Origin of the sequence: Roseobacter sp. CCS2 (genome assembly GCF_000169435.1) — a bacterium.
Classification (GTDB): domain Bacteria; phylum Pseudomonadota; class Alphaproteobacteria; order Rhodobacterales; family Rhodobacteraceae; genus Yoonia.
In genome coordinates this window covers 312,213-332,741 of sequence record NZ_AAYB01000002.1, presented here as the reverse complement: position 1 = coordinate 332,741, position 20,529 = coordinate 312,213, and the positions used below count along the sequence as shown (strand labels likewise).

Genomic DNA, 20,529 nt, shown 5'->3' with positions numbered 1-20,529 from the left:
GCCTCTTTTGCTAGTCAGGCGACTGCTGAACCACCTTCTGCGTGTATTGAGGCCCGAAGCTTTGAAGAGGCGTTGGTATCGCTTGAAAACGATGGTTGGCACCAGGTAAGTGTTTTATCTGGTGCTCAGGCACGCAACATGAGTTGGGCTCTTTTGGACAAGAGCAAAAGCGCTTGGTCCGCATCACAGCTCAATCCTCAGTGGTTTGCGAACCAAGCATCAAGTGTGTCAAGCCGCCTCACTCAACTCGATAGCGCCCACAACGAAGCAGTGCGTACGTTCGAACGCGGCAGAGATACTTTGATGCTCAGGAAAAGCGTACCGGGAAACGATGACGGTTACATCTTTTACTGCGCGGCGGCCTTGTCTGAGCAGTCAGTCGAAACAGCGTCACCTGAGATTATCTCTGACACTCAAAGAACTGAACTCTCTGACGGTTGGTATGACAAAAACAATCTGGATTCAGCAAAGTTAAGTGAGTTGGTCGATAGCATAGTTGACGTGTCTGTCGTCTACAGCTCGACCCGCTTCATATCTTCAACATCGTCTGCCCAGGAGGCATCGAAATGAACGACCAATCCCCCAACGACGTCTTCCATGCCTCATCCTTCCTGCAAGGGCACAACGCAGAGTATGTGGAGCAACTCTACGCCCGTTACGCCGACAACCCCGGTGCCGTTGATGAAAGCTGGCAGGCGTTCTTCCGGTCTTTGGGCGATGCCCCTGCCGATGCCAAGGCCGAAGCCACCGGTCCATCATGGGCGCGCACCGATTGGCCCCCTGCCCCGGCCGATGATCTGACCGCAGCCCTTGATGGTCAGTGGCCAGCCGAACCGGAAGCCGCAGGTAAAAAGATCAAAGACAAAGCCACCGAAAAAGGCGTGTCACTCTCCGAAGAACAGGTCCGCGCCGCCGTCCTTGATAGTATCCGCGCGCTGATGATCATCCGCGCCTACCGTATTCGCGGCCACCTGATTGCCGATCTTGACCCGCTGGGCATGCGCGATCAGAAACCGCATCCTGAACTGGACCCGGCCTCTTACGGCTTCACCGCCGCCGACATGGACCGCCCGATTTTCATCGACAACGTCCTCGGCCTCGAAGTGGCGACGATGAACGACATCATCGCCATCGTGCAACGTACCTATTGCGGCACATTCGCCCTGCAATACATGCACATTTCCAACCCCGAAGAAGCCGGGTGGCTGAAGGAACGGATCGAAGGCTACGGCAAGGAAATCGCCTTTACCAAAAACGGACGCAAGGCGATCCTGAATAGCCTTGTTGAGGCTGAAGGTTTCGAAAAATTCCTGCACGTCAAATACATGGGTACTAAACGTTTTGGCCTTGATGGCGGCGAAAGCCTGATCCCCGCGATGGAGCAGATCATCAAGCGCGGCGGGCAGCTGGGCCTTGATGAGATTATAATCGGCATGCCGCACCGTGGCCGTCTATCCGTTCTGGCGAATGTGATGGAAAAGCCTTACCGCGCGATTTTCAACGAATTCCAGGGCGGGTCGTTCAAACCTGAAGACGTCGACGGATCAGGTGACGTAAAATACCACCTGGGCGCATCGTCAGACCGCAGCTTTGATGACAACACCGTCCACCTGTCGCTAACAGCAAACCCAAGCCACCTCGAAGCTGTGAACCCGGTTGTGTTGGGCAAGGTCCGCGCCAAACAGGACCAGAAGAAAGACACCGACCGCACCCGCGTCATGGGCGTATTGCTACACGGCGACGCGGCCTTTGCAGGTCAAGGCGTTGTGGCCGAAGGGTTCGGTCTGTCCGGCCTCAAAGGGCACAGAACCGGCGGCACCATGCATATCGTCGTGAACAACCAGATCGGTTTCACCACAGCCCCGCATTTCAGCCGCTCCAGCCCCTACCCCACAGATATCGCGCTGATGGTTGAAGCCCCGATTTTCCACGTGAACGGCGACGATCCAGAGGCGGTCGTGCACGCCGCCCGTGTCGCCACCGAATTCCGCCAGAAATTCCACAAGGATGTGGTGCTGGATATCATCTGCTACCGCCGCTTTGGTCACAACGAAGGCGATGAGCCGATGTTCACCAACCCGGTGATGTACAAGAAGATCAAGAAGCAGAAGACAACGCTGACGCTTTATACCGAACGGCTGGTTAGTGACGGTTTGATCCCCGAAGGCGAAATCGAAGACATGAAGGCCGCCTTTCAGGCGCACCTAAATGAAGAATTCGAAGCCGGTAAGAACTTCAAACCCAACAAAGCTGACTGGCTGGATGGCAAGTGGTCACACCTTGATCGCAAGGACGAGGATTATCAACGCGGTGTCACCGCGATTGAGGATGCGACGTTTAATGCCGTGGGTGAGGCGCTGTCGAAAGCGCCGGACAACTTTCCGCTACACAAAACAGTCGGCCGTCTACTCGATGCAAAGGCGAAAATGTTCGATACCGGCGAAGGCATCGACTGGGCCACCGGCGAAGCGCTGGCTTTCGGCTCTTTGCTGACTGAGGGTTATCCGGTGCGCCTGTCCGGTCAGGACAGTACGCGCGGCACGTTTAGCCACCGTCATTCCGCGCTGATCGACCAGAACACCGAAGAACGCTACTACCCGCTCAATCACATCCGCGAGGGTCAGGCGAACTACGAAGTCATCGACTCGATGCTGTCTGAATATGCGGTGCTGGGTTTCGAATACGGCTATTCGCTGGCCGAACCCAATGCACTGACGCTATGGGAGGCGCAGTTCGGCGACTTCGCCAATGGCGCGCAGATCATGTTCGACCAGTTTATCAGCTCAGGCGAAAGCAAGTGGTTGCGCATGTCCGGCCTCGTCTGCCTGCTGCCGCACGGATACGAAGGGCAAGGCCCCGAACACTCATCCGCGCGTCTGGAACGGTTCCTGACCATGTGCGGCGGCGATAACTGGATCGTGGCCAATTGCACGACGCCTGCAAACTACTTTCACCTGCTGCGCCGTCAGTTGCACCGAACCTTCCGCAAACCGCTGATCCTGATGACGCCAAAATCGCTGTTGCGGCACAAAATGGCGGTGTCCAAGCGCGAAGAATTTACCACCGGATCATCCTTCCACCGCGTCCTTTGGGACGATGCGCAACAGGGCAACTCTGACACCAAACTGGCCGCCGACGACAAAATCAAACGTGTCGTCATGTGTTCCGGCAAAGTCTACTACGACCTGCTGGAAGAACGCGACGCGCGCGGCATCAAAGACGTCTACATCATGCGCTACGAACAGTTCTATCCGTTCCCCGCGCAATCGGCGGTCAACGAACTGACCCGGTTCAAAAACGCTGAAATGGTCTGGTGCCAGGAAGAACCCAAAAACCAAGGTGCGTGGTCATTCATGGAACCCAATATCGAATGGGTCCTGACACGCATCAAAGCCAAACACACACGGCCCGTCTATGCCGGGCGCGCCGCTGCGGCCAGCCCTGCCACGGGCCTTGCCAGCCAGCACAAAGCACAACAAGCAGCCCTCGTCGATGATGCGCTGACCATCAAAGGAACAAAGTAATGAGCACCGAAGTCCGCGTCCCAACCCTTGGCGAATCCGTGACAGAGGCCACAGTCGCCACATGGTTCAAACAGCCCGGCGATAGCGTCGCTGTCGATGAAATGCTGTGCGAACTGGAAACCGATAAGGTGACGGTTGAGGTGCCAAGCCCAATCGCTGGCACGTTGTCAGAAATCGTAGCCGCCGAAGGCGAAACGGTCGGCGTTGATGCATTGCTGGCCCAAATCGCCGAAGGTGACGCCGCGCCAGCGCCTGCAAAGAAAAGCGAAGAGGCCCCAAAGGCCGATGAGCAACCCGCCGATACCGCCGAAAAAGACGTCGAAGACGCCCCATCAGCGAAGAAACTGATGGCCGAGAATGACCTGAAAGATGTCGAAGGCACCGGCAAGGACGGCCGCGTGATGAAAGAGGATGTGCTCAACGCGCTCTCATCAGCCGCTCCCGCGCCTTCTTCGGCGCCAGCCCCGCGCGCGCCCGTCGCCGCAGATCAGGCGGAACGCGAAGAGCGGGTCAAGATGACACGCCTGCGCCAGACCATCGCCAAGCGTCTGAAAGACAGCCAGAACACCGCCGCCATGCTGACCACCTATAACGAGGTCGACATGACCGAGGTGATGGCCCTGCGCACCGAGTACAAAGACCTGTTCCTGAAAAAACATGGCGTCAAACTGGGCTTCATGTCCTTCTTCACCAAGGCCTGCGTGCACGCCCTGAACGAAGTGCCAGAGGTGAACGCCGAAATCGACGGGACGGACGTGGTCTACAAAAACTACGTCAACATGGGCATCGCCGCAGGCACGCCAACAGGCCTGGTGGTGCCGGTGATCAACGACGCTGACCAGATGTCGTTTGCGACCATCGAGAAAAGCATCGCCGAAATGGGCGCCAAAGCGCGCGACGGCAAGCTGAGCATGGCGGAAATGCAAGGTGGCACCTTCACCATCTCGAACGGCGGCGTCTATGGCTCGCTCATGTCATCCCCCATCCTGAACCCGCCACAGTCCGGCATCCTTGGCATGCATAAAATCCAGGACCGCCCGATGGCGATTAACGGAGAAGTCGTGATCCGGCCCATGATGTACCTGGCCCTGTCCTACGACCACCGGATCGTGGACGGCAAAGGGGCGGTGACGTTCCTTGTGCGTGTGAAAGAAGCGCTTGAGGACCCACGGCGGTTGTTGATGGATTTGTGAATGCCCCGCGCTGTGTCCGATCTAAATGAACTGGTTAAATTTGCTTTGTTTGACCATGCCCGAACGATGACTGGCTCGGAATTGCTGTATAGGTGTGGCTTGAATAGTTCCGTTGTCGATGAACGTTGCTTCTCGGCGATGCTGTATGAGTTTAATGTTGCTCGCACCCTTTCAAGTAAAGGCAAATTGGCACTACGGGACAATCTGCAAAAGCTTTCAAGCCTCAAACGATCCGGTCATTCTTGGCAGGAGTTATTCGAGATTACTCACTATAAAAAAGGGGAGTTTGCGATCAGAGGTTCAAATGGCGCCTTTGTATCAGGGCTGACCAAAGTCCTTTGGTTTGCGGGAGGTCACAACGAGCCGATGTTTGATAAATTTACCGCCAAAGCAGTCAGAGCTAAAGGCAGCTCACAAACTAACAAAGCTATCAACTTTTACCATCGACTCTCATCCGATGATTGGGGCTACCACGATGTTTGCTCATCTATTCTAGAGACTCCAAATTTACCCAAGTATTTTGCTGTTGAGAGACTAATCGACAAGCTGCTTCTTTTTCGAGGCATAGAATTGGACAACGGCGACCATCTCTATAGTCGTTCTTCAACTAAATCACAGTATTTCAAAAGCATCAGTGAAGCCGGTTCCTTAATGCAGCTAGCGGAAAACTTTACCCGCCGTATAAAAGACTCAAGTTTTGCAATGGCATTACTCAAATGACCCCCGAACTCACCGTCCTCGCCCTCGCCGCCCTTCTCCAAGGCGTCCAGTTTACCCTCATGGCCATCCCGACCAACATCGAAGTGGGTGTCGGCAAAACCATGTCGCCGCGCGATAACAGCCGTCTTGGAAAACCGCTGCTGGAACAGGTCAGCGACAAAACCGGTCGCCTCATCCGCGCGATGAACAACCATTTTGAGGCGCTGATCCTGTTCACCATCGCCGTCGTTGTCATCACCCTTGGCGACAAAGGCACCGGGTTCAGCGCCATCTGCGCTTGGACCTATCTGGGTGCCCGCATCCTTTACATCCCCGCCTATTATTTCGGCCTCGCCCCATGGCGTTCGCTGATCTGGTTTGTGGGGTTCCTCTCAACCATGCTGATGATACTGTCAGCCCTAATATGACCAACGTATGTACAGGGTGTGCACAGCATGTGTACGCGTTGTGCCACCCAAGGAGACGACCATGTCCAGCTATGATGTCATCGTAATCGGCGCCGGCCCCGGCGGCTATGTCTGTGCAATCCGCTGCGCCCAATTGGGTATGAAAGTGGCCTGCGTCGAAGGGCGCGAAACGCTGGGCGGCACCTGCCTGAACGTAGGCTGCATTCCATCCAAAGCGATGCTGCACGCCACCCATATGCTGCATGAGGCAGAGCATAATTTTGCAACCATGGGCCTAAAGGGCAAAGCACCTTCCGTCGATTGGAAGCAGATGCTGACTTACAAGGATGAAACGATTGCCCAAAACACCGGCGGCATCGAATTTCTGTTCAAAAAGAACAAGATAGACTGGCTGAAAGGCTGGGGATCAATCCCCGAGGCAGGCAAAGTCAAAGTGGGTGATGAAGTCCATGAGGCCAAGCATATCGTGATCGCATCAGGGTCCGAGGCATCCTCCCTGCCCGGCGTTGAAGTGGACGAAAAGACAGTTGTCACCTCCACAGGCGCGCTTGAACTGGGCAAAGTGCCCAAAAAGCTCGCTGTCATCGGCGCAGGCGTCATCGGGCTGGAGCTGGGTTCTGTCTATGCCCGCCTTGGTGCCGAGGTTGAGGTCATCGAATTCCTCGACGCCATCACCCCCGGCATGGACGCCGAGATCGCGCGTCAGTTCCAGAAAATGCTGACGAAGCAAAGACTTAAGTTCACCCTCGGCGCCGCCGTCCAAGGCGTGACCGTTAAAGGAAACAAAGCCACGGTCACCTACAAAATGCGCAAAGACGACAGCGAACACACGCTGCAAGCTGACACTGTACTGGTCGCCACAGGGCGCAAACCTTTCACAGACGGCCTTGGCCTCGATGCGCTTGGTGTTGAAATGTCAGACCGTGGTCAGATCAAAACCAACGACCGTTATGCGACCAATGTCAAAGGCATTTACGCCATCGGCGACACCATCGCTGGCCCCATGCTGGCGCATAAAGCCGAAGACGAAGGCATGGCCGTGGCCGAAGGCATCGCAGGCCAGCACCCGCATGTGAATTATGGCGTGATCCCCGGCGTGATCTATACCCACCCAGAGGTCGCCAATGTAGGCGAAACCGAAGAAACCCTGAAAGAACAGGGCCGTAAGTACAAAGTCGGCAAATTCCCCTTCATGGGCAACGCCCGCGCAAAGGCCAATTTTGCAGGCGACGGGTTTGTCAAAATTCTGGTCGATGCCAGCACTGACCGCATTCTTGGCGCGCATATCATCGGTCCCATGGCGGGTGATCTGATCCACGAAATTTGCGTCGCGATGGAATTCGGCGCCGCCGCAGAAGACCTCGCGCGGACGTGCCACGCGCATCCGACCTATTCCGAGGCCGTGCGCGAAGCCGCACTTGCCTGTGGCGATGGTGCTATTCACGCCTAAGCACAGCTTTACGGCCATCATTCACAGCCTGTCAGACATGACAGGCTGGCGACGTTTTGCGGCACGCAAGGAACACTTGTAGCAAAAACAACACATTGCCGGGCCTAATACTTGCCTTTTTCGCTATCAGAAGCGGATAAAACCATAGTTGCGCCACGATTGTGCGTATTTTTGGCCGCACCGTTAATTAAACAAGTTCGAGAAACCCGCATGAAGCGTTTCATTGTTGCCCTCTTGATGAGTGTACTGGCCTGTGGTCCGGCACAGGCGTTTACCGCGAATTCGGGAATGTTCACCAACCTTGAATATGTCGCAGATACTGAGATTACAGCCCCCAACGGCGCGCAATTGTCTCTGTGCCATCAAACGCGCGACCTGCGCATTCTTGGATACCCGATCTCCAGTAATATCGTTGGCTATGTGCTGGCCGTTGATCGATGTGCCGGCGAAGCAGAGCGGCCCTTCAGCCCGCAACAGATGGAAACGGCGCAATCCCTGAACCTGATTGACGCAAGCCTGCCGTCCGAGGCGCGCAATAGCCTGCAACGCACCATCCAGAACTATGGTATCTGGGTTGCACTATGTCTGGCGCTGTTCGCTGTGATCCTGCGGCGGGTCAAATCGTTGTTGGGTCTGGACCCGTCATCCCCGATGCGCAAAAAGGCCACCCAGCGCATTTTGACGGCCATGTGTTATATGGCCAAATGTGACGGCATCGTCGCGTCCAATGAAATCACGCTGATCACAAAAGCGGCCAGCCGGCTGACCCGCCAGAACATCGTATCGACAGAGGTTGTGCGGATCGCCGATCATATCGATATGAACCTGACACCGCAGGATTTCCTTGATTTTGGCAAAGGTCTGCGGGACTCAGAAAAAGATGCAATGATGCGTGGGGCATTTTTTGTTGCACTGGCCAGCGGTCGGATCATCCCGCCCGAGTATGATTTCCTGACCAATCTTGCCCATGGCATCGGCATGCCCGGTGAGGATTTTCGCCGCGTGATGTCAATGTCGCTGGAAGATCTGGATATCTATCAGCCTAGCCTTTGAGCATCCGCAAGCCCTGTGTGGCGTCGGCCCGGACCGCCAAACGCAATCCCGGCTCATCCCCCGCTTTGAGCGCGGATAGGATCAGCTTGTGATGATACGGCGGTTCTGTCCGATTTAACCGACCATAAAGCGCGCGCATTGTAGGCCCCAGTTGGAGCCATACCGTTTCAGCCATCGCCAACATCGCCGGTGCCTGCGCACGCAAATAGAGGGTCCGGTGAAATTCCAGGTTCATGCGAATATACCCCGTCGCATCGTGGCGGGCGATCACCTGATTGACCCCTTGGTTGATCGTTTCCAACCGTTCGATCAACGCAAAGTGGGCCCGCGGCAGGGCGCGCGATGCAAGTTCCGGTTCCAGCAATGCACGCAGCGTCGCCAGTTCTTCAATCCGCTCGTTTGACAACGCGGGTGTCGATACCCTGCCAGATGATGACAAGAATAACGCGCCCTCAGCCACCAACCGTCGGACGGCCTCTCGCGCGGGTGTCATGGACACATCATACGTCTTGCCGATGCCCCGCAGTGTAAGCGCCTCACCCGGGCCAATTTCACCATGCATGATCTTTGTACGCATCGCCCGATAGACGCGTTCATGCGCAGCGGTGGTGCTATCTTGGGGGCGCGGTTGGATCATCATAGGTCATTTGTGATCACGAAAGACCTGATGGTCAATCATCGAAGATCACACGATGCAGCTGATCACCCTCTTCACGCAGCCAGCGGCGGTAGATTTCATAGTCGGGACACAAACGCGCGACAACGGCCCAGAATGCCGGCTGGTGGTTCATTTCTACCAAATGCGCCACTTCATGTGCGGCCACATAATCCAGCACCTTTGGAGGGGCCATAATCAGTCGCCAGGAATACATCAGCACACCTTGACTGGAACACGACCCCCAGCGCGATCGGGTATCCCGGATCGAAAGGCGCGTGTAGGATTGACCCAACTGCAAAGCATATCGGTCAGAGGCGGCAGCAAGGGCATCGCGGGCTTGATGGCGCATCAGCGCTTTGACCTGCGGACCAACAGGTGCCCCCCCAGCCACCTCAATCTGGTCGTCCGCCACGCGCGCACGCTTACCAGCGCCTGCCACGATCGGCGCGAAAACACCGCGATAAGGGATGCAATGCCCGATCGCAGCAATCGTTGCCGGCTTCATTTCTTGCAGATGGCTGCGCAACCAAGGCTCTTTTGTGCGCAAAAAGGCGATTCCCTCTTGCTGGGGTGCCCGTTGCGGCATCGTCAACGTCACCCGGCCATCCAAACGCGAGATTCGCAGCGACAACCGCTTGGCCCGCGCGGAATGGCGCAAAGTCACGTCGATCGGGGGGTTGCCTTCAAGCGTATGACGGCCCATATCCAACTTCTTATCATTCATGTGCCAAAGGCTTTGACACGCCCTTCTGCTTATGGCAGTTGGCACCGATCACCCGCAAGGGAAGACTAGGATTTTGAAGGGATAGCCTATGCCTAAGGAAGAGTGGGGCACAAAGCGCCTTTGCCCCGAAACCGGCAAACGCTTTTACGACCTGAACGCGACACCAATTATCAGCCCCTATACCGGCAATGAGGTGGCTGTGGACACATCCAAGACCCGCACAATGGTCGCGGATGCCGAAGACGCGCAGACAACCAAGGCCAAGGAAAGCACCGAAGAAGAAGATCTGGTGCTCGATGATGATGACGACGACAGCGATGACGTTGATCTGGGCGATGATGTTCTGGAAGATGATGACGACGACGATACAGTGTCGCTTGACGAATTGGCGGATGTACCGGCAAACGACGACGACTAAAACAAAACAGTTGGGCGCGATTTCTACTTGATCTCGCCCAGCGTGCTGCATAGACAGCCAATGCACAGCAAAACGCTGTCAGGATGGGGCCTTAGCTCAGTTGGGAGAGCGCTTGCATGGCATGCAAGAGGTCAGGGGTTCGACTCCCCTAGGCTCCACCATTCAATCCGCTAACCGCTGGAAAACCTTAAACATACATAATTTCAATGCGTTGCATCCTTTGCTGTGGTCACATTTGTGGTATACACGAGGGATGAAAGACGTGTCGAACAAACAGTATTTAACGCGGCGCGGTGAGGTCTGGCATTATCATCGCAGAGTGCCAGTTCATCTTGTTAAGATCGTTGGCAAGACCTTTATCAAAAAGTCGTTGAACGTAGCTGACCTTAAGTCTGCCATGCGATTGCGGAATGCGTATACCATCCAAGTCGACGCTATGTTTGCAAAGGCAGAGGAGCAACTGGCACAGCTACAAGACGGTAAACAGATGCCCTCCGAGGCGTCGCTAGGTGAACTGACCGAATACCTTCGCCAACACCTTTCTGGCCTAGATGATCGCGCAGTTGCTCAATTGTTATCTGAGCCGCCAGACGATGAAGATCAGCGCAAGCAAATGAAGATGGAAACTGAAATTGCGATGCAAACCCTCAAGAACAGAGACGATCCTAACGGCGCAGTATGGATCGAGAGCATTCGCGATACGGTGACAAAAGCCCAAGACGTAGCTCTACAAGACAGGCAGTTGATTGTTGAATTCAGCGAACTGGTAAGGCGTGGCCTAATCGAACTGCAAACGCTTCAACGAGACCGTCTTGATCACAAATATGACCGCGCATTTCACGACCCACTTTTTGATCCCAGACAGAAAACCAAACTGACCTTTGGAGAAGTTATCAAACGGTTTTGGGCCGAGCGTGAAGAAGAATACACTCTCAATAGCGTCAGCAAGAAGCGCTATGACAAGGTGCAGGCAGAGTTGTCTTTTTTGCTGGATGCGATTGGCTCCGATACACCTTTATCCAACATCACAGATGATACAGTTCAAGAAGTCCGTAGCCTGCTTTCGCGGCTACCTGCCAACCGCAAGAAAATCTATCCGAACCTGAGTGTCACTGAGGCGGTAGAGAGAGCCGCCAAAGATGGACAGAGGGTTCTCGATCCTGTCACGCAAGCACAATACCTGCGCACGTTAAAGGACGTACTTGCAGTTGCGGTAAGAAAAGGGCTGATGGGTCACAACCCTGCGGCAGGCGTCAAGCCATTAAAGAAATCCGATATGAGCGCTGTGGAGAAAAGATTTCCATGGACAGATCAACAGATCGTCGATTTCTTTACTGGCAGTTTCTATCAGAGTTGCCGTGTTGATGCCGCGAAGTCATACAAAAGTGAAGACCGCGCGTGGCGCTTCTGGGTCCCGCTGCTGATGTTGTTCACTGGGGCGAGACCAAACGAGATTTGCCAGCTCTACGTCGAGGACGTCAAGCAAACCGAACAAGGGACATGGTATCTAGACCTTGCCGAAAAAGCTGACAGGAATGACCATTCGCTCAAAACGGCCTCCAGTCGTCGCCGTGTGCCACTGCATCCACAACTCATCAAACTGGGTTTTTCGAATTTAGTGAAAGTGAGCCCATCCAAAAGTCTAAAGAAAGCAAAACAGATTTTTACAACTTTGAAGCCCGACCAATACGGCAACTATGCCACTTATGCGACCAAGCGTTTTCGCGACAAATTTATAGCAGAAGAGATTACACTAAATGATCGGCAAGCACTCTACAGTTTGCGCCATAACGTACGTGACGCACTGCGGACCGTTGGGGCACCACCCGAAACACTGTTAGCTGTGACGGGCTGGTCACCAGCAGGTCGGGCAGCCAGTGACAACTACGGTTATCTTGCTGCATAGCGGGTGGGCCAATGAAAGCACAAAGATGGGGCTGTGGCGGGTGACCCGTCGCAAGCAACCTCAACCAGAGGAACGGCGGGCAATCTATCATGCGCTTGGACAGACCGAAGACGTTGCGCGCAAGTTCCCAAGGGTGGTGGCCTATGTGACGGCCGTGCCAGAGGCAGCCGCTGCACCGCCCGTGAAACCCAACAAACCGCGCCCGCCAGGTTGGGCACAACGGGCCGGACAACTTGAGCGGATTGCCGAAGCGCGGCGTCTGTTGTCGCCTAAATCCAAAGTAGCACTGGCAAAGCTGAAATCGGGGCAGACGGCCCTGACCGGGACTGATAGGAATGCGATGAAGCATTTGATTGCTCAGTTGAAAAAGACCGGTTTTGACGTGGATGGTTTTTTAGCTGCCAAAGACACTGATCAAGACCAAACGCCACAAGATGGTTGCAGCCAAGAACAGAAACGGGGGCCATGATGGCGAAAAAGGGCAAGCTGGAACTGACATGGGTGGGCAAGGATGACCGCCCCCGCCTTGAGCCGCGCATTCTGATCGAAGACCCTGAGAAAAGCTATCACGCACAGGAGCGGAAGTCTGAGGGCGATATTTTCGATAATGTGCTGATAAAGGGTGATAATTTACTCGCGCTAAAAGCACTGGAGCAAGATTACTCCGGCCTTGTGAAATGTGTTTACATTGACCCACCCTTCAACACAGGGAACGCGTTTGAACACTATGATGACGGAGTTGAGCACTCGATTTGGCTGAATTTGATGAGAGAGCGGCTTGAAATCTTGAGGCGGCTATTGCGTCGAGATGGTTTTTTGTGTGCACACATCGACGATAGCGAAGGGCACTACCTGAAGGTCTTACTAGATGAAGTTTTCGGTAGAGAAAATTACCAAACAACTATTTACCTTCAGGTTCGCTATCCTCAGAAAACTTTGAAGCAAGACATGAGCTATCACAAGCAGATTGAGATGATCCACATCTATAGAAATAGTTTCGACGCCAAGCCGTGGCTTACCCCAAAATCGTCAGGATTAGACAAATTCAATTTCTATGTTTCGACCCAAGGTGAAGGCAAAGAAATTGAGTTGGGAGGCAAGAAAACGATTGTTTTTGAGCCAGGCAATTACAAAATCGAAAAAGGAGAGCCTTCAGTTGATGGGCGCAAAGAAATATGGGCGACTGGTAGTATCCTCGATGGTAACTCATCTGGCCGCTTCTTCCGAGATTACCTAGATGGAAGAGTTAAAGAAGACGGGTTAGGCGCTCTATACAAGGTTTACGGGATTGGTGATGATAAGTTTGATCATCGCTTTTTCACGGGTCCGAAAAAGGCAACCGCTACAAAGGGAAAGTATTTCCAGGGTGTTCCGACATCCAAACTGGAAAATGCAAATTCTGGCAACCAGCCAATAGAAAATTTTCTAGACCTAGCTGGTGCATTTGGGAATTGCCGCCATGAAGGTGGCGTGGAGTTCCGTAGTGGAAAGAAACCCGAAGTATTATTGCAGAAAATCCTCACACATTTCTCCGATGAAAACGACTTAATATTGGATTCCTTCGCTGGATCAGGCACGACAGCTGCTGTTGCTCACAAAATGAAACGGAAATGGATAACTGTTGAAATTGGGGAGCATTGCGAGACACATGTCATGCCGCGACTTGCAGGAATAATCGATGGCACCGACATGACAGGCGCAAGCGAAAACCTTGACTGGAAAGGCGGCGGCGGCTTCCGCTACTACACTCTTGCCCCTTCCCTTATCGAAACCGACCGTTTCGGCATGTCCATCATCTCAAAAGAGTACAACGCCGCGATGTTGGCAGAGGCGATGTGCAAGCATATGGGCTTTACCTACGCACCCAGCACAACCGACTATTGGAACCACGGATATTCGACCGAAACCGATTTTATCTATGTTACAACTCAAAGCCTGACCCACGACACGTTGCGCAAGATCAGTGCGGATGTGGGCAAGGACCGGACACTGCTTGTCTGTTGCAAAGCCTATAGCGGTGGTGAGAACCTCGACAATCTGACGATCCACAAAATCCCTTCGATTGTGTTGGACAAGTGTGAATGGGGGCGCGACGACTACTCGCTTAACGTCGCAAACCTGCCGATGGCCGAAGTAGACCCAGACGCCGACCTGCCCTTGTTTACCGAAGGAGGGTCTGACGATGAGTGATGCAAAATTGCTGCGCCAGATCACTCAACGCCTATCGCTGCGCACCCCGCAAGAAGAGGCATTGGCGATCCTTGCTGATGTGCTCGATCAAATGGATTTTGATGGCGACACAGACATGGCACGCCTTTTGGGTGTGATCAAAGATGCCTATCCATCGGTTGAAGCCTTTGAACGCGCATTCCCCACGCTGTGTTTTTCGCTGGCAACTGGCGTCGGGAAAACCCGCCTGATGGGTGCTTTCATCAGCTATATGTACGTCAGCGGTACTTCGAAAAACTTCTTTGTTTTGGCCCCAAATACGACCATTTACCAAAAGCTGGTCGAAGACTTTTCACGCCAATCGTCGCCCAAATATGTGTTTCGCGGGATATCGCAATTTGCACAAACTCCGCCCATTATTGTCACGGGCGACACATGGGAAGAGGGCCGTGGTATCCGGGGCGCTGACCTGTTTGGCGATGAAGCGATCATCAACATTTTCAATGTCGATAAGATCAACAAGGAAAAAGGCCGCATTCGCGGGTTTCGGGAAACTTTAGGCGAGAGTTATTTTGACTATCTCGCAAGCCATGACGATCTTGTCATGCTGATGGATGAAGCCCATAGGTACCGCGCCAAGGCTGCCGCAAAGTCGATCTATGAATTAAAGCCCAAGCTGGGCATAGAGTTGACCGCAACACCCAAGACCGTCGGGGCATCCCCCAAGCCATTTCGGAACGTCATTTATGATTACGGCCTCGGGAATGCGATGCATGACGGCTATGTCAAAGAGCCTGCCGTCGCCACCAGAACTGACTTTGATCCGAAGAAATACCCCCGCGATCAGCTTGAAGATATCATGCTCAAGGATGGCGTATTTTATCACGAATATGTCCGGACAGAATTGGAGCTATATGCCAAGCAGAACTGCAAAGAGCAGGTACATCCTTTCATGCTAGTCGTTGCACAAGACACGACCCATGCACGCGCACTACGCGAGCAAATTGAAAGTGATCGGTTCTATGAAGGCGCTTACAAAGGGAAAGTTGCAGAAGTTCATTCAAAGCAAACAGGCGAAGAGAGCGATGAAGCCATGCAACGGCTTGTTGAGCTAGAGACGTCGTCGAACACTGAAATCGTCATCCACGTCAACAAGCTGAAAGAAGGTTGGGATGTTACCAATCTTTACACGATTGTCCCATTACGTGCGTCCGCATCGGAAATCTTGACAGAACAAACCCTCGGGCGCGGTTTGCGTTTGTCCTATGGACGTAGAACGGGCCACCCGACGGTGGATACCTTGACAGTCATCGCACACGACCGCTTTGAGGACGTCATCTCGAAGGCTAAGGAAGATGGTTCGGTCGTCAAAATGAAAGCGATCACACTTGGAAACGGTGGAGATGTGTCGGACGAGAAGCGCAAAGTTGTGACAGTCGTCCCGCAATATGAGCAAGTCCTGACAGGTCAATTGAGCGGACAGGGTATGGCTGATGCGAGAGCCACCTTTACCCCGCAAAGCGAGGCTGAAAGACAGATCGCTACGAAAACGATGGAGTTGGTTCGGACGCGATATCAAGCCAAGGTAAAAACATCGATCAATGAGTTGTCAGATGACACGACAATCGCAAACATAGTTCGAGATATCGAAGCAGAGGCTACAAGCGATCAGGGAACCATGGACCTTGGCGAGGCAAAGCCTGATACAAAGAGGATCGTCCGTCAGGTAACTGACGCGATCATTAGAAACACCATCGAAATCCCAGAAATTGTCGTAATCCCTGAGAGGGAAGTTCATTTTTGGTTTGAAGATTTCGACCTTCAACGACTTAATGAAATCAAAAACCGGCCTGTGGATGGGGACATCCTTGTGCAGGCACTCGGCAGTGATTTCAGAAAACGGATTCAGCGTATTGAAGGTGCTGCGCAAGAAATTCGATTAGAAAACTACCTTGTGAGGCGAATGATAGCTGAGCCCGAGGTGGACTATGACAGCGCATCGGATCTGTTGTTTAAACTGGCAGGTCAGATGGTGCAGCACCTACAGTCGTACTTAACGTCGGACGCAGAAGTGGAAAACGTTCTGCTGTCACAAGGTGATCAACTAACGAACTTTATCATGCAGCAGATGAGAGATCATATAGGCAAAACTGATACGGCTTTTCAGGTCAAGCTGAACCATGCCTTCACACCACTTGCCCCGCAGCAAATTGTCGAAATTGAAGGCAAGGTTATCCCGCTTAATCAACAAGCATCGCCTCTCTCAGCAACAAAGCAATTCGTTTTCGTGGGAGGTGAAAAGTCTCCGTTCAAGAAGCACAAATTTGATAGTGACCCAGAAAGACGCTTTGCGTACCTTTTGGACCGCGCCGACGAACCTACGGTTTTATCATGGCTAAAGCCAGCATTGGGCCAGTTTCAGATCGAATACGCCAGCGGCAAGAACTACAATCCCGACTTCGTTGTTGAGACTTCGACAGAACTACTCATCGTGGAAGTAAAGGCAGACAATGATCTGACGGATACTGACGTTATCGCCAAAGCAAAATCAGCAGAAGTCTGGGTTGAAAATGCAAACAAGTTGCTAGCGACTTTAGGGAAGAAAGAGTGGCGCTATGTACTATTACCTGCATCGAGAATTAGCGAGAACGCTACTTTTCAGGGTACGACAAGTTAGGCAACATGCTAGGCAAGCACAAAACTTCTGGTGAATCCTGACGCAAATCAGACTTCGCCTAAGTAACCGCATCGCAATACGCACGGATTTTGGCAGGAAATTTTTGGTACCGACCAATCCTTTGGATCAGCCATGTGCGATATTCAAATCAAAAGCCAAGGGCAAGGCGTCAACCAAAGCATAAGTATCGCCTAACGCCTCAAGGGTATTCCCAATTGGCTATTCGTTCGGCCTGATCTGCGCACCACAGCTTTCCAGATAATCGGTCAGAACACGATTAAAGCCTTCGGGGTTCTCTAGGTGGATTGCATGGGCAACATTCGGCAAAACGCAAAGACTGGTTTGCGGTATAGTTCTCCACAGTGTCTCAATCTGTTCCCATGGATAGGTGCGATCCTTGTCGCCCCAAACGAGCAATGTCTTCGCGCGTATGTTAGCGAGCGCAGCTTCGCCGGCCCAGCCTTCCATAGCGCTTAACCCTGCAAGGATCGCATCAAGGCTGGCTTGCTCAGCGATGCTAGCACAGCTTTCAAACGCTGTTGCGGCGGTGCCCTTCAAAAACCAGCTTTCAGCGATGCGCCGCGCGGTGACCTTTGGCCCATCTGCAAGCGTGCGCGCTTTACTTTGGGCGATCGTTTCAAATCGCCCGGGCAAGACGCCAATCGCCCCTGTTGAATAAAGGATAAGCCTTTCGATCTGATCAGGGATACGCGACGCGATCTCTTGGGCGATCATGCCTCCCATTGAATGACCCAGAAGGCTAAAGTGACCAATGTTGCGAGCGCTTAGTTGCGCAATCACCCATTCAGCAAACCCGCCGATTGTGTTGATCGGAGTTAGGTTGGCATTCAAACCAAAGCCCGGAAGATCAAGGGCAATCACATCATATCTATCCGCCAAGGTAGCCTTCTGCATGTCCCACTGACCGCTCCCGCCCATGAAACCATGGATCATAACAAGGTGTTTCATTTGCGTTGCCCTTGCACGATGCGGTCAAGGATCATGGCACAGAACAAAATGGCGAAACCTGCCAAAATGCCTTGCCCGACGTTGGCGTATTGCAATGCTTCCAGAACATCCTCGCCCAGCCCCTTGGCCCCAATGAGTGATGCGACCACGACCATTGCGAGTGAAAGCATGATTGTCTGATTGATCCCCGCCCGTATTGAGGGGCTTGCCAAAGGCAGATCAACACGTGTCAAAAGATACCATTTGTTAGCACCAAAAGAGATGGCCGCCTCGCGCACGCTTTCAGGCACACCGCGCAACCCAAGCACGGTCAAGCGTACCACCGGCGTCCCACCAAAGATCATTGTGGTGACAACAGCGGCAGGTTTGCCCGTACCAAAGAAGGCGATCACGGGGATCATAAACACGAATGCGGGCATGGTTTGCATGAAGTCCATAATCGGCTGGATAGCCGCGTAGAACCGTGGCCTGCGTGCGGCAAACATGCCAAGTGGAATACCGATCAGGATGGATAAGCAAGCGGCCGTGCCAAGCAACGCCAGCGTTGTCATCGCTTTTTCCCAGAACCCCAATAGCCCCATATAAGACAGAAACGCGGCTGAGTAGATCGCCATGCGTGCACCCGCCGTCAGCCATGTGAGCAGAATAATAAGCGACGCAATAACGATCCAAGGTGTGCTGACAAACACGATCTCGAGTGCGTCCAGAACAAGTCGGATCACAAAAGTAATTGCGTCAAAAAGCGCGTCACCGTTCAGCACGGCCCAATTGAAAAAATTCTCGACCCAGTCAATGCTGGTCAGGCGAATATCGGGATCGGTTGGAAAGTCACCAAGTAGTTCAAAGCGACCGGGCACACTGTAATGCAACATCGCAGCCATGACGATCAGGACCATGAAGATCGCACTGAACACGATTTGCGACACAGGCATCCCTGAACGGATCGTTCTGTCAGAAACCCAATCCGAAAACCGTGCCTCTAATGCCCAGTTCGCCACGCTGGCTTGGGCTGCTTTGATCAATAGCAAAAGAAACACGCCGATCATCGCGATCTGCGGCCCCTGCGCGGCAAGTGCGGCGGCCTCTTCGCGGATGCCACCGATATTTTGTTCCAGACCCTCCACGGCGCGCCGGAACGCATCCACCCTGTCAGACCCGTTCTCAACCGCGGCGGTCAGTTGCTGACGCCGCAGCTCTAGTGTGCCTTCAATCGAGGTTATCCGGGCCATCGCATCGGCACCAAGATCACCAAACAAACCGCGCGCAATTTGTACAAAAGCCAAGGCCTCAATAATCAAAAATGGCAGCGCCCAAGACCAAAGTCCGCGTGCGCCAAACCAGATCGGCCCGAACAGCCCTGCCATCATGTTTAGCGTCGGTGTAAACCGTGAAGATGCGCCTATCTTGTTAAAGTTCTTGATGTAATAATCAGTGCTGGTGCGCACAAATACGCGTATGTTGTCGTTTCTCTCTTCAGCATATGCGATGGCAGCTTCGCTGTTTGGGTCGTCAAGCGGGTTCACATTAGTGTCCATCATGATACCTCCGTACCTTCAATCACCGTACGCAGCAGGTCCGCACGGGTGATGATGCCAATGTCTTGGCCAGCGGATTTGACAAGGATTGGGTTTTCGTCGTCGATAGCAAGATTGATCAAATTACTAAGCGTTTCGGACCCGGCAACACGTGTTGCATCCGCCGCAGGCGGGCCCTTGGCCGCGATATAAGCGTCAATCGGTTGCATGACGGCGTGGGCATGTACAACTTTCAGACGTGAAATCCCAGCAACAAAATCCGCGACATAGTCGTCTGCCGGGTTCATCACAATGTCTTCGGCGGTCCCCATTTGGACCACTTTGCCGTCGCGCATAATCGCGATTCGGTCACCGATGCGTACCGCCTCATCAAGGTCATGGGTGATAAAGATCGTTGTTTTCTTCAGTATCTTGGACAGTCGGATGAATTCATCCTGCAATTGGCGACGGATCAAAGGATCAAGCGCTGAAAACGGTTCGTCCATAAGCAAGACATCTGGATTGGCGGCCAGCGCACGCGCCAAACCGACCCGCTGCTGCATTCCGCCTGACAATTCATGCGCAAACTTCGCGCCCCATGCCCCCAGTTCAACAATATCAAGGATCGCTGCCGCTTGGCGCATACGTTCATTCTTGGCAACCTGCCGGATTTCGAGCGGCATTGCGACATTGTCGAGCACTGATCGGTGCGGCATCAGCGCAAAGTTCTGAAAAACCATACCGATCTTGCGATTGCGAAAGGTTTGAAGCTCTTTCGGGGCAAGAGCCATCACATCGGTGCCTTCGATTTCGATTTTGCCCGCCGTCGGTTCCAAAAGCCGGTTAAAATGGCGAACCAAGGTGGATTTACCGCTACCCGATAGACCCATGATGCAAAAAATTTCACCCCTGTTGACCGATAAACTGACGTCGGCAACACCGACGACGGCGTTATATTCTGCAAGTACCTCAGCTTTGGAAAGCCCGCGTTCCTGTATCGCTTGAAGTGCCACTTGAGGGCGCGCCCCGAAGATCTTCCAGACATTTGAAATTTCTATGACGCGGTCATCACTGGTCATCGTCGCCTCGCCCACCCAAAGGAACGCCGGCACGAACGATCTGTGCCGGCAGATTTTGCTGCTATTTC

At 53.4% G+C, this 20,529-nt stretch carries 17 protein-coding genes and 1 tRNA gene; 13 read left to right on the top strand and 5 right to left on the bottom strand.

Translation table 11 applies throughout. The annotated features are described in order from the left end of the window. Positions 1–72 precede the first annotated feature (72 nt). From RCCS2_RS08220 to RCCS2_RS08190, 7 genes are all read left to right on the top strand, one after another. A complete protein-coding gene (locus RCCS2_RS08220; RefSeq protein WP_156788483.1) occupies positions 73–570 on the top strand; it encodes a hypothetical protein in 498 nt (165 codons plus the stop codon). Then, positions 567–3,524 (top strand): 2-oxoglutarate dehydrogenase E1 component, encoded by a 2,958-nt coding sequence (locus RCCS2_RS08215; protein WP_008233147.1) that lies wholly within the window; start codon positions 567–569, stop codon positions 3,522–3,524. The genes RCCS2_RS08220 and RCCS2_RS08215 overlap by 4 nt, the downstream gene beginning before the upstream one ends. After that, entirely contained in the window at positions 3,524–4,717 is a 1,194-nt protein-coding gene (gene odhB / locus RCCS2_RS08210) for a 2-oxoglutarate dehydrogenase complex dihydrolipoyllysine-residue succinyltransferase (RefSeq protein WP_008233142.1), read from the top strand. Before RCCS2_RS08215 ends, odhB begins: the two co-directional genes overlap by 1 nt. Further along, a complete protein-coding gene (locus RCCS2_RS08205; protein ID WP_008233141.1) occupies positions 4,718–5,437 on the top strand; it encodes a hypothetical protein in 720 nt (239 codons plus the stop codon). Continuing rightward, entirely contained in the window at positions 5,434–5,844 is a 411-nt protein-coding gene (locus tag RCCS2_RS08200) for an MAPEG family protein (protein ID WP_008233140.1), read from the top strand. Before RCCS2_RS08205 ends, RCCS2_RS08200 begins: the two co-directional genes overlap by 4 nt. 61 nt (positions 5,845–5,905) lie before the next feature. Beyond that, on the top strand, positions 5,906–7,294 hold the full coding sequence (lpdA, locus tag RCCS2_RS08195) for a dihydrolipoyl dehydrogenase (RefSeq protein ID WP_008233139.1): 1,389 nt from the start codon (positions 5,906–5,908) through the stop codon (positions 7,292–7,294). A 210-nt stretch (positions 7,295–7,504) separates the two neighbouring features. After that, a complete protein-coding gene (locus RCCS2_RS08190; RefSeq protein WP_008233138.1) occupies positions 7,505–8,347 on the top strand; it encodes a TerB family tellurite resistance protein in 843 nt (280 codons plus the stop codon). Here RCCS2_RS08190 and RCCS2_RS08185 read toward each other — a convergent pair. Together RCCS2_RS08185 and RCCS2_RS08180 are read right to left on the bottom strand one after the other, a co-directional pair. Then, positions 8,337–8,987 (bottom strand): GntR family transcriptional regulator, encoded by a 651-nt coding sequence (locus tag RCCS2_RS08185; RefSeq protein ID WP_008233137.1) that lies wholly within the window; start codon positions 8,985–8,987, stop codon positions 8,337–8,339. The genes RCCS2_RS08190 and RCCS2_RS08185 overlap by 11 nt on opposite strands. A 31-nt stretch (positions 8,988–9,018) precedes the next feature. Beyond that, complete coding sequence (locus tag RCCS2_RS08180; RefSeq protein ID WP_008233136.1) at positions 9,019–9,729, bottom strand: M48 family metallopeptidase; 711 nt, start codon at positions 9,727–9,729, stop codon at positions 9,019–9,021. Between the two features lie 88 nt (positions 9,730–9,817). Here RCCS2_RS08180 and RCCS2_RS08175 point away from each other — a divergent pair, with 88 nt between their 5' ends. The 6 genes from RCCS2_RS08175 (at position 9,818) to RCCS2_RS08150 (ending at position 16,899) form a co-directional block, all read left to right on the top strand. Next, a complete protein-coding gene (locus tag RCCS2_RS08175) occupies positions 9,818–10,147 on the top strand; it encodes a TIGR02300 family protein (RefSeq protein ID WP_008233135.1) in 330 nt (109 codons plus the stop codon). 85 nt (positions 10,148–10,232) lie between these two features. Further along, positions 10,233–10,308: transfer RNA gene (locus RCCS2_RS08170), tRNA-Ala, on the top strand. Positions 10,309–10,400: 92 nt separating this feature from the next. Next, positions 10,401–12,053 carry a site-specific integrase gene (locus RCCS2_RS08165; RefSeq protein WP_008233133.1) on the top strand — a complete coding sequence of 551 codons (1,653 nt, stop codon included), beginning with the start codon at positions 10,401–10,403 and terminating at the stop codon, positions 12,051–12,053. After that, positions 12,025–12,522 (top strand): hypothetical protein, encoded by a 498-nt coding sequence (locus tag RCCS2_RS08160; protein WP_156788482.1) that lies wholly within the window; start codon positions 12,025–12,027, stop codon positions 12,520–12,522. The genes RCCS2_RS08165 and RCCS2_RS08160 overlap by 29 nt, the downstream gene beginning before the upstream one ends. Next, the gene (locus RCCS2_RS08155; protein WP_008233131.1) at positions 12,519–14,243 is read left to right on the top strand and encodes a site-specific DNA-methyltransferase; all 1,725 of its coding nucleotides are present in this window, start codon (positions 12,519–12,521) and stop codon (positions 14,241–14,243) included. Before RCCS2_RS08160 ends, RCCS2_RS08155 begins: the two co-directional genes overlap by 4 nt. Next, positions 14,236–16,899 (top strand): DEAD/DEAH box helicase family protein, encoded by a 2,664-nt coding sequence (locus RCCS2_RS08150; RefSeq protein ID WP_008233130.1) that lies wholly within the window; start codon positions 14,236–14,238, stop codon positions 16,897–16,899. The genes RCCS2_RS08155 and RCCS2_RS08150 overlap by 8 nt, the downstream gene beginning before the upstream one ends. Before the next feature lie 219 nt (positions 16,900–17,118). Here RCCS2_RS08150 and RCCS2_RS08145 read toward each other — a convergent pair whose 3' ends face one another. Genes RCCS2_RS08145 through RCCS2_RS08135 form a run of 3 tightly spaced genes read right to left on the bottom strand, consistent with a single transcriptional unit; the run spans position 17,119 to position 20,461 of the window. Continuing rightward, positions 17,119–17,868 (bottom strand): alpha/beta fold hydrolase, encoded by a 750-nt coding sequence (locus RCCS2_RS08145; RefSeq protein WP_008233129.1) that lies wholly within the window; start codon positions 17,866–17,868, stop codon positions 17,119–17,121. Continuing rightward, on the bottom strand, positions 17,865–19,406 hold the full coding sequence (locus tag RCCS2_RS08140) for an ABC transporter permease (protein WP_037293762.1): 1,542 nt from the start codon (positions 19,404–19,406) through the stop codon (positions 17,865–17,867). Before RCCS2_RS08140 ends, RCCS2_RS08145 begins: the two co-directional genes overlap by 4 nt. Continuing rightward, positions 19,403–20,461: a quaternary amine ABC transporter ATP-binding protein gene (locus tag RCCS2_RS08135; protein ID WP_008233126.1), complete on the bottom strand. Its 1,059-nt coding sequence runs from the start codon at positions 20,459–20,461 to the stop codon at positions 19,403–19,405. Before RCCS2_RS08135 ends, RCCS2_RS08140 begins: the two co-directional genes overlap by 4 nt. Positions 20,462–20,529 lie beyond the last annotated feature (68 nt).